Origin of the sequence: Roseomonas sp. BN140053 (assembly GCF_047690175.1) — a bacterium.
Taxonomy (GTDB): Bacteria; Pseudomonadota; Alphaproteobacteria; order Acetobacterales; family Acetobacteraceae; genus Roseomonas.
In genome coordinates this window covers 109003-115892 of record NZ_JBLLEB010000014.1, presented here as the reverse complement: position 1 = coordinate 115892, position 6890 = coordinate 109003, and the positions used below count along the sequence as shown (strand labels likewise).

The window sequence follows — 6890 nt, the reverse complement described above, 5'->3', positions numbered from 1 at the left end:
CGCGCCCGGGCCGGGCGCGCCGGCCGGGGCGCGGCCTCGGCGCGCGCGGGTTCGGCGGCGCGGGGCGCGGCGGGCGGGTTCAGCAGGTCCAGCACCACGCGCCCGCCCAGGCGGAAGCTGCGCGCCCGGGCCCCGGGGCGCAGCGTCACGGTCACCGTGTCGCCCTCGGCCGAGAAGCCCAGGACGTTGCGCGGCAGCCGCGCCGGCAGGTCGAATTCGGCCGGCTGGTCGAAGCGCAGCAGCACGCGCCCTTCCGCTTCCTCCAGCCGGTAGCCGGTGCGCTCCGGCCAGTCGAACACCACGCGGCCGTGGCCGGGATGCTCGCCGACGCGCATCGCCACGCGCTCGGCCAGGGCCGGCCCCGGCGATGCCAGCAGGCCCAGGGCCAGGCCGAGTGCCGCGGCGCGGCCACCCACGAAACGGCGCCGCGGCGGGCGCATCAGTCGAAGCTCGCCAGCAGCGCGTCGATCTCCGCCTGCGAGGAGCCGGCGCCCGGCAGCTGCGGCCCGTTGGCCAGGCGCTCGCCCTCCGTCCGGCCGGACGGGACCGGCTGCGCCGGAGCGGCCGGGGCGCTGCCGCCGTAGCGGCTGCTGACCTCCTGCACGCGCGCCTCGATGGCCTTGAGCGCGGTCACCACCTTGCCGATGCGCTGGCCGGTGATGTCCTGGAAGGAGCAGGCCTCGTAGATGCGGGTCACCGCCGCTTCCACCGTGGCCGCCGCTTCGCCGGTCAGGCTCAACGCCAAGCGCTCCAGGCTCTCGCAGGTGTCGAGGATCTCGTTGGTGGCGGTGGCGGTGTGCTCCACCACCGCGTCCAGCTCGTCCGTCGCGGTGGGGATGTGGCTGGAGTTGATGTCGTCCACCCGCAGCGCCGCGATCTCCGCCTTGGCGTCGGCCACCGTGCGGCCCAGCGCTTCCAGCTCGGCCAGCAGCGCCGCCTCGGTGACGGTGATGTCGCCGCTCATGCTGGCCAGCACCGCGCGCACCGCCTGTTCCACGCCGTCATCGCGTCCGCCCAGCCCGTCAGGCATTGCCCAGCACCTTGGAGATCTTCTCGCGCAGGGTTTCCGCGTTGAAGGGCTTCACGATGTAGTTGGACACGCCGGCCTGCTTGGCGGCGATGACGTTCTCCGTCTTGCTCTCGGCGGTGATCATGATGAAGGGCGTCGCCTTCAGCTTGCTGTCGGCGCGCACTTCCTTGAGCAGGTCCAGCCCGGTCATCGGCGCCATGTTCCAGTCGCTGATCACCAGCCCGAACTGGCCGGTGCGCAGCTTGGTCAGCGCTTCCTGCCCGTCGGTGGCTTCCTCGACATTGTCGAATTCCAGCTGCTTGAGCAGGTTGCGGATGATGCGCAGCATGGTCTTGTAGTCGTCCACGATCAGCACGTTCGTGCTCTTGTCCATGGCTCGTCGCTCTCCTGTGGCTTCGGTGGGATCAGTCGGGCCGGCTGGCGCGCGCGCGGGTGCGCGCCAGCTCGGCGGTGAGCAGCCGCGCCCGTTCGGGGCGCATCGCCCCGATCACGGGGGCGGCCTTCGCTTCGCGCATGCGGTCGACGATGCCGACCAGCACGGGCATTTCCAGCTCGTCGAACACGGCGGCCGCGTCGCGCGGGCGCATGGTCTCGTAGGTCTTGACCAGGCCGCGCCAGCCGGCCTCCTCGCGCTCGCCGCGCTGCCGCTCCAGCCCTTCCAGCCGGGCCTGCAGGGCAGCCAGCTCCTCCAGCCGGGCGGTCAGGCGGCGCTCGGCCGCGGCCAGCACGGCTTCCCGCGCCGACATCGCCTGTTCGCGCTCCTCCAGCGCGGTGCGCCGGCCGCGCAGGCTTTCCAGCACCGAGCGTTCCGCCGCGGCCACGGGGTCGGGCGCTTCCGCCGCGGGCGGGGGCGGCGGCGCGGCGGGCTGCACCGCGGCCGGGCGCCGCGTCACCGGCTCGGGCGTGGAGGCCGCGGCGGGGGAGATCAGCGCCGCCCCCACCATGGCGGGGGCGGAGACCCCGGCCGGCCAGCCGTGCCACAGCGCCGCGCCCTTGGCCGCCGCCAGGGCGCCCGCGCCCAGGATCAGCGCCGGCAGCACGCGCAGGCGGGGCCTCATCGCGCCAGCCTCAGGGCGCGCAGCAGGTCGCGCTCGGCCTGCGAGCGCGGCGCTTCCTCCGCGCCGGCCGCGGCCGGCACCGGGGCGGCGGCGTGCCGCGGCTCGGCGCCGCTGGCCAGCGGCCGGGCGTCGCGCACCAGCCGTTCCAGCCGGTCGGCCAGGGCCTCGGCGCGCTCCACCAGGAAGCGCAGGTCCTCGCGCAGCGGCTTGGCCTGCGCCACGCGCTCGGCCACGCCGCGCCCCGCACCCTCCGCCGTGGCGCGCAGCCGCACCAGCGCGGCCTCGGCCTGCCGGGTGGCCTCGGCGAAGCCCTCGGCCCCGGCCTGCAGCGCCGGGCGGTCCTGCCGCAGCGCCGACAGCTGCCGTTCCAGCCGCCAAGCGAAGGGCAGCGCCGCGAGCAGCAGCAGCAGCAGCACCGCCTGCAACACCCACTCGATCCCGCTCACGCCCGCCTCCTCATGCCGCCCTGCCCGCCAGGTCCTCGGGCGCGGGGCGCAGCAGCTCGCGCTCCACCCGCACCGCCAAACGGTTCTCGCGCCGGCCCAGCGCGCCCTCGAACAGCGCCACCTCGCCGCAGCGCAGCCGCACCGGCGCGCCGGGGGCGGCGTTCAGCGCCAGCTGGTCGCCGGGCTTGAGGCCGGTGATGGCGGAGAGCGGCAGGGTCTGCTCGTCCAGCACCACGTCCAGCGCCACTTCCGTGTGGCGCAGCTCCTCGGCCAGGTGGGTTTCCCAGATGCTGTCGCGGCCGAACTTCTCGCCCATGAACTGCTGCAGCAGCAGCTCGCGCACCGGCTCCAGCGTGGCGTAGGGCAGCAGCAGCTCGATGCGGCCGCCGCGGTCCTCCATGTCCACCCGCAGCCGCACCAGCACGGCGGCGTTGCTGAGCCGCGAGATGGCGGCGAAGCGCGGGTTCACTTCCAGCCGCTCGAAGCGGAAGCTCACGGGACACAGCGGTTCGAAGGCGGCGCCCAGGTCGTCCAGCACTACCTGGATCAGCCGCTCCACCAGGGCGCGCTCGATGGTGGTGTAGGGCCGGCCCTCGATGCGCATGGCGGCGGTGCCGCGGCGGCCGCCCAGCAGCACGTCCACGATGGAGTAGATCATCGCGGAATCCACCACCAGCAGGCCATAATTGTCCCACTGCTGCGCCTTGACCACGGCCAGCATCGCCGGCAGCGGCACGGAGTTCAGGTAGTCGCCGAAGCGCAGGGACACGATGCCGTCGATGCTCACCTCGACGTTGTCGGAGGTGAAGTTGCGCAGCGTCGTGCTCATCAGCCGCACCAGGCGGTCGAACACGATCTCCAGCATCGGCAGCCGCTCGTAGCTCACGAGCCCGCTGCTGATGATCTTCTCGATGCCGGTCTTCTCGTCGGCCTGCGGGGCGTCGTCGAAGCCCAGCAGGCTGTCGATCTCAGCCTGGTTCAGCACCTTGGCGGAATTGGCGGCGCTCTCGTCCTCCACCGCCGCGCCCCAGGCGGCGGCGAGGTCGTCGTCCGAACCGTCGTCCCCCGCGCCGCTCATCGCCGCACCGCCGTCATTGCACCAGGATCTCGGTGAACAGCACGTCGGTGACGCGCGCCGGCGCCGCGGCCAGGGTGGCGCGGGCGATCAGCTCCTCGCGCAGGCGGTGGGTGCCGATGCTGCCGCGCAGCTCCTCGGGGCGCATCTCGCGCAGGTAGGTCTGGAACAGGTCCAGCAGCCGCGGCATCGCCTGCTGCACGGCCGCCGCGTCCTCCGGCTTGCCCAGTTCCAGCTTGGAACGCAGCCGGATCAGGCTGGTGCGCCGGCCCGGCGCGTTGAGGTTGGCGATCACTTCCGGCATCTCGAAGAACACCGGGGCGCGCGCCGCGGCCTGGGGCGCCGGGGCGTCGTGCCCGCCGCCCGCCGCGGCCTCGCCGTGGCCGCCGCCGCCGCCGCCGCCCAGCAGCCCCGAGAACCAGGCGCCGCCGCCCAGGGCCAGCAGCAGCACGGGGGCCGCGATCAGCAGCAGCTTGCGCTTGCCTGATTTCGGCTTCTCGCCGGTGTCCGTTTTCGCCGTCGCCATCGCCGTTCTGGCCACTCCGATCCGCGAGGGATCCGCGAGGAACCCGTGGGCCGGAGAATGCCGAGGCGGGCCTTAACGAAGGGTTGCCGGGGCGGCAGCGGCGTCCCGGACCCGGCAGAAAATGCCGCCCATCCGGCAAGCCCGGCGCGCCGGAGGCCGGGAAAGCCCTGGCACGGGGGTTGCGATGGCCCTTTCCAGCGCGGCACGGCCGCCCTTGGAGCGAGACCCTTGGACAATCCCGGCTACGTCGTCCTGTCCCGACTCGTCGCCCAGACCCGGGTCACGGCCGTGCTGGCGCACAACGTCGCCAATGCGGAAACCCCCGGCTTCCGCGCGTCGCGCCCGGTGTTCGCCGAGCACCTCGACCGCCAGCGCGAGGTGGAGGGGCCCAGCTCCGGCCGGGACGTGGCCTTCACCTGGGACCGCGCGACCTGGCGCGACGACGCCGCGGGCGCCATCCAGACCACCGGCAACCCGCTGGACATCGCCATCTCCGGCGAAGGCTTCTTCGCCCTGGAAACCCCGCGCGGCGAACGGTTCACCCGCGCCGGCCGCTTCGCCCTGGGCCCCGACGGCACCATCGTGGACGGCGAGGGCAACGCCCTGCTCGGCCGCGCCGGGGCGCCGCTGCGGGTCGGCGCCGGCGACACCCGGCTGACCGTGTCCGGCGAGGGCGTGCTGTCTTCCGAGAACGGCGAGATCGGCCGGCTGCGCGTGGTGCGCTTCGCCGACAGCCAGCGCCTGACCGCCGAGGGCGACCGGCTGCTGGCGGCGACCGACGCGCCGGAGGAGATGGAGCGCCCCGCCCTGGTGCAGGGCGCGGTGGAGGGCAGCAACGTCCGCCCGATCCTGGAGATGACGCGGCTGACCAACGAGCTGCGCGAGTTCCAGTTCGCCGCCACCTTCGCCGAGCGCGAGGACGACCGCCTGAAATCCGCCGTCGAGCGGCTGCTGCGCAAGCGCTGATGCCCGCCCTCCGCCCCCATCCGACACGCCGCCGGCCCCGCCCGGCACAGGAGCAGTAGAACACCATGCGCGCGCTCTGGACCGCCGGCACGGGCATGATGGCCCAGCAGACCAACGTCGAGGTCATCTCCCACAACATCGCAAACATGAGCACGACGGGCTACAAGCGCCGTCGCGCCGAGTTCCAGGACCTGATCTACCAGAACCTGCGCCGCGTCGGCTCGCAGAGCTCCGACACCGGCACCGCCCTGCCCTCGGGCGCGCAGGTGGGCCTGGGCGTGCGCACCGCGGCGATCTACCGCGTGCACGAGCAGGGCAACCTGACGCAGACGGAGAACAAGTTCGACGTCGCCATCCGCGGCAACGGCTTCTTCCAGGTGCAGCTGCCCTCCGGCGACACCGCCTATACCCGCGACGGCACCTTCGGCCTGTCGGCGGAGGGCGCCATCGTCACCGCCGAGGGCTATCCCGTGCAGCCCGGCCTGACCGTGCCGGCCAACGCCACGGACGTGACCATCAACGCCAACGGCGAGGTGCTGGCCAAGGTGGCCGGGGCCGACGCGCCGCAGAATGTCGGCCAGATCCAGCTGGCGGTGTTCGCCAACGAGGCCGGGCTGGAAGCGGTGGGCGACAACCTGCTGGTGGCCTCCGGCTCCTCGGGCGCGGCGCAGCAGGGCGCGCCGGGGGCGGCGGGCTTCGGCAACGTCATGCAGGGCTTCGTGGAAACCTCCAACGTCAACGTGGTGACGGAGATCACCAACCTGATCACCGCCCAGCGCGCCTACGAGATGAACTCCAAGGTCATCACCGCCAGCGACGAGATGCTGTCCACCGTGGCGAAGCTGCGATGAGCCGCCCGTTGCGCGCCCTGCTCGCCGCCCTGCCGCTGCTGCTGGCCGCCGCGCTGCCGGCCGCGGCGCAGCTGTCCGGCCTGCGCCCGCAGGTGGTGGTGGAGGAGGAGGTCATCCGCCTGGGCGACCTGTTCGAGGATGCCGGCCCTTCGGCCGGCCGCGCCATCGGCCCCGCCCCCGCCCCCGGCCGCCGCATTATGGTGGAAACGCCGCAGCTGCTGGCCATCGCGCGCACCTTCGGCGTCGCCTGGCGGCCCTTCTCCAACAACGAGCGCGTGGTGGTGGAACGGCCCGGCCGGGCGCTGACGCCCGAGGAATGGGGGGAACCGCTGCGGGCGGAGCTGCTGCGCCTGGGCCTGGACCCGGAGGCGGAGCTGGACCTGCCCGGCTTCGCGCCGCCGCAGGTGCCGCCCGCCGGTTCGCCGCTGGTGACGGTGGAACAGCCCAGCCTGGACGGCAACCGCTTCGGCGCCACGCTGGTGGTGGCCGCGGACGGGATGCCGACGCTGCGCCTGCGCCTGTCCGGCCGCGCCCTGCCCATGGTGGCCGTGGCGCTGGCGACGCGCCGCCTGGCAGTGGGCGAGGTGGTGCGCCCCGGCGACCTGCGCGTGCGCCGCCTGCGGGCGGAACGCGGCCGCCCCGGGCTGGCCACGGACGAAGCCCAGGTGCTCGGCCAGCAGCTGCGCCGTCCGATCGCGGAAGGCCAGCCCTTCGCCCTGGCCGACCTGCGCGTGCCCGCCGTGGTGGAGAAGAACAGCACCGTCACCATGCTGCTGGAAGCCGGCGGGCTGGTGCTGACCGCCCAGGGCCGCGCGCTGGACGCCGCGCCGCGCGGCGGCGTGGTCAACGTGATGAACCTGCAGTCGCGCCAGATCGTGGAAGCGCAGGCGATCGGCCCCGGCCGCGTCCGCGTCGGCCCGGCCCCGCGATGACACCCC

At 74.0% G+C, this 6890-nt stretch carries 10 protein-coding genes; 3 read left to right on the top strand and 7 right to left on the bottom strand.

Annotated features, from left to right (window positions below; genetic code table 11):
* The 7 genes from ACLIBK_RS14710 to ACLIBK_RS14680 form a co-directional block, all read right to left on the bottom strand.
* On the bottom strand, positions 1 to 440 hold a 440-nt coding region (locus ACLIBK_RS14710), incomplete at its 3' end, for a hypothetical protein (protein ID WP_415388025.1).
* Positions 440 to 1030, bottom strand: a complete 591-nt coding sequence (locus ACLIBK_RS14705; protein WP_415388024.1) for a protein phosphatase CheZ — start codon at positions 1028 to 1030, stop codon at positions 440 to 442. The genes ACLIBK_RS14710 and ACLIBK_RS14705, both read right to left, overlap by 1 nt.
* A complete protein-coding gene (locus ACLIBK_RS14700) occupies positions 1023 to 1403 on the bottom strand; it encodes a response regulator (protein WP_415388023.1) in 381 nt (126 codons plus the stop codon). Before ACLIBK_RS14700 ends, ACLIBK_RS14705 begins: the two co-directional genes overlap by 8 nt.
* A gap of 31 nt (positions 1404 to 1434) precedes the next feature.
* Complete coding sequence (locus ACLIBK_RS14695; RefSeq protein WP_415388022.1) at positions 1435 to 2088, bottom strand: MotE family protein; 654 nt, start codon at positions 2086 to 2088, stop codon at positions 1435 to 1437.
* A complete protein-coding gene (locus tag ACLIBK_RS14690; protein ID WP_415388021.1) occupies positions 2085 to 2534 on the bottom strand; it encodes a DUF6468 domain-containing protein in 450 nt (149 codons plus the stop codon). The genes ACLIBK_RS14695 and ACLIBK_RS14690 overlap by 4 nt, the downstream gene beginning before the upstream one ends.
* A gap of 10 nt (positions 2535 to 2544) precedes the next feature.
* Positions 2545 to 3612, bottom strand: coding sequence for a flagellar motor switch protein FliM (fliM, locus tag ACLIBK_RS14685; RefSeq protein WP_415388020.1), 1068 nt, complete (start codon positions 3610 to 3612; stop codon positions 2545 to 2547).
* Between the two features lie 13 nt (positions 3613 to 3625).
* Positions 3626 to 4135, bottom strand: coding sequence for a flagellar basal body-associated FliL family protein (locus tag ACLIBK_RS14680; RefSeq protein WP_415388019.1), 510 nt, complete (start codon positions 4133 to 4135; stop codon positions 3626 to 3628).
* A 228-nt stretch (positions 4136 to 4363) separates the two neighbouring features.
* Between ACLIBK_RS14680 and ACLIBK_RS14675 the strand changes: the two genes are divergently transcribed.
* From ACLIBK_RS14675 to flgA, 3 genes are all read left to right on the top strand, one after another.
* A complete protein-coding gene (locus ACLIBK_RS14675; RefSeq protein ID WP_415388018.1) occupies positions 4364 to 5101 on the top strand; it encodes a flagellar hook-basal body complex protein in 738 nt (245 codons plus the stop codon).
* Between the two features lie 65 nt (positions 5102 to 5166).
* Positions 5167 to 5952, top strand: coding sequence for a flagellar basal-body rod protein FlgG (gene flgG, locus ACLIBK_RS14670; protein WP_415388017.1), 786 nt, complete (start codon positions 5167 to 5169; stop codon positions 5950 to 5952).
* Positions 5949 to 6884 carry a flagellar basal body P-ring formation chaperone FlgA gene (gene flgA, locus ACLIBK_RS14665; protein WP_415388016.1) on the top strand — a complete coding sequence of 312 codons (936 nt, stop codon included), beginning with the start codon at positions 5949 to 5951 and terminating at the stop codon, positions 6882 to 6884. Before flgG ends, flgA begins: the two co-directional genes overlap by 4 nt.
* Positions 6885 to 6890 lie beyond the last annotated feature (6 nt).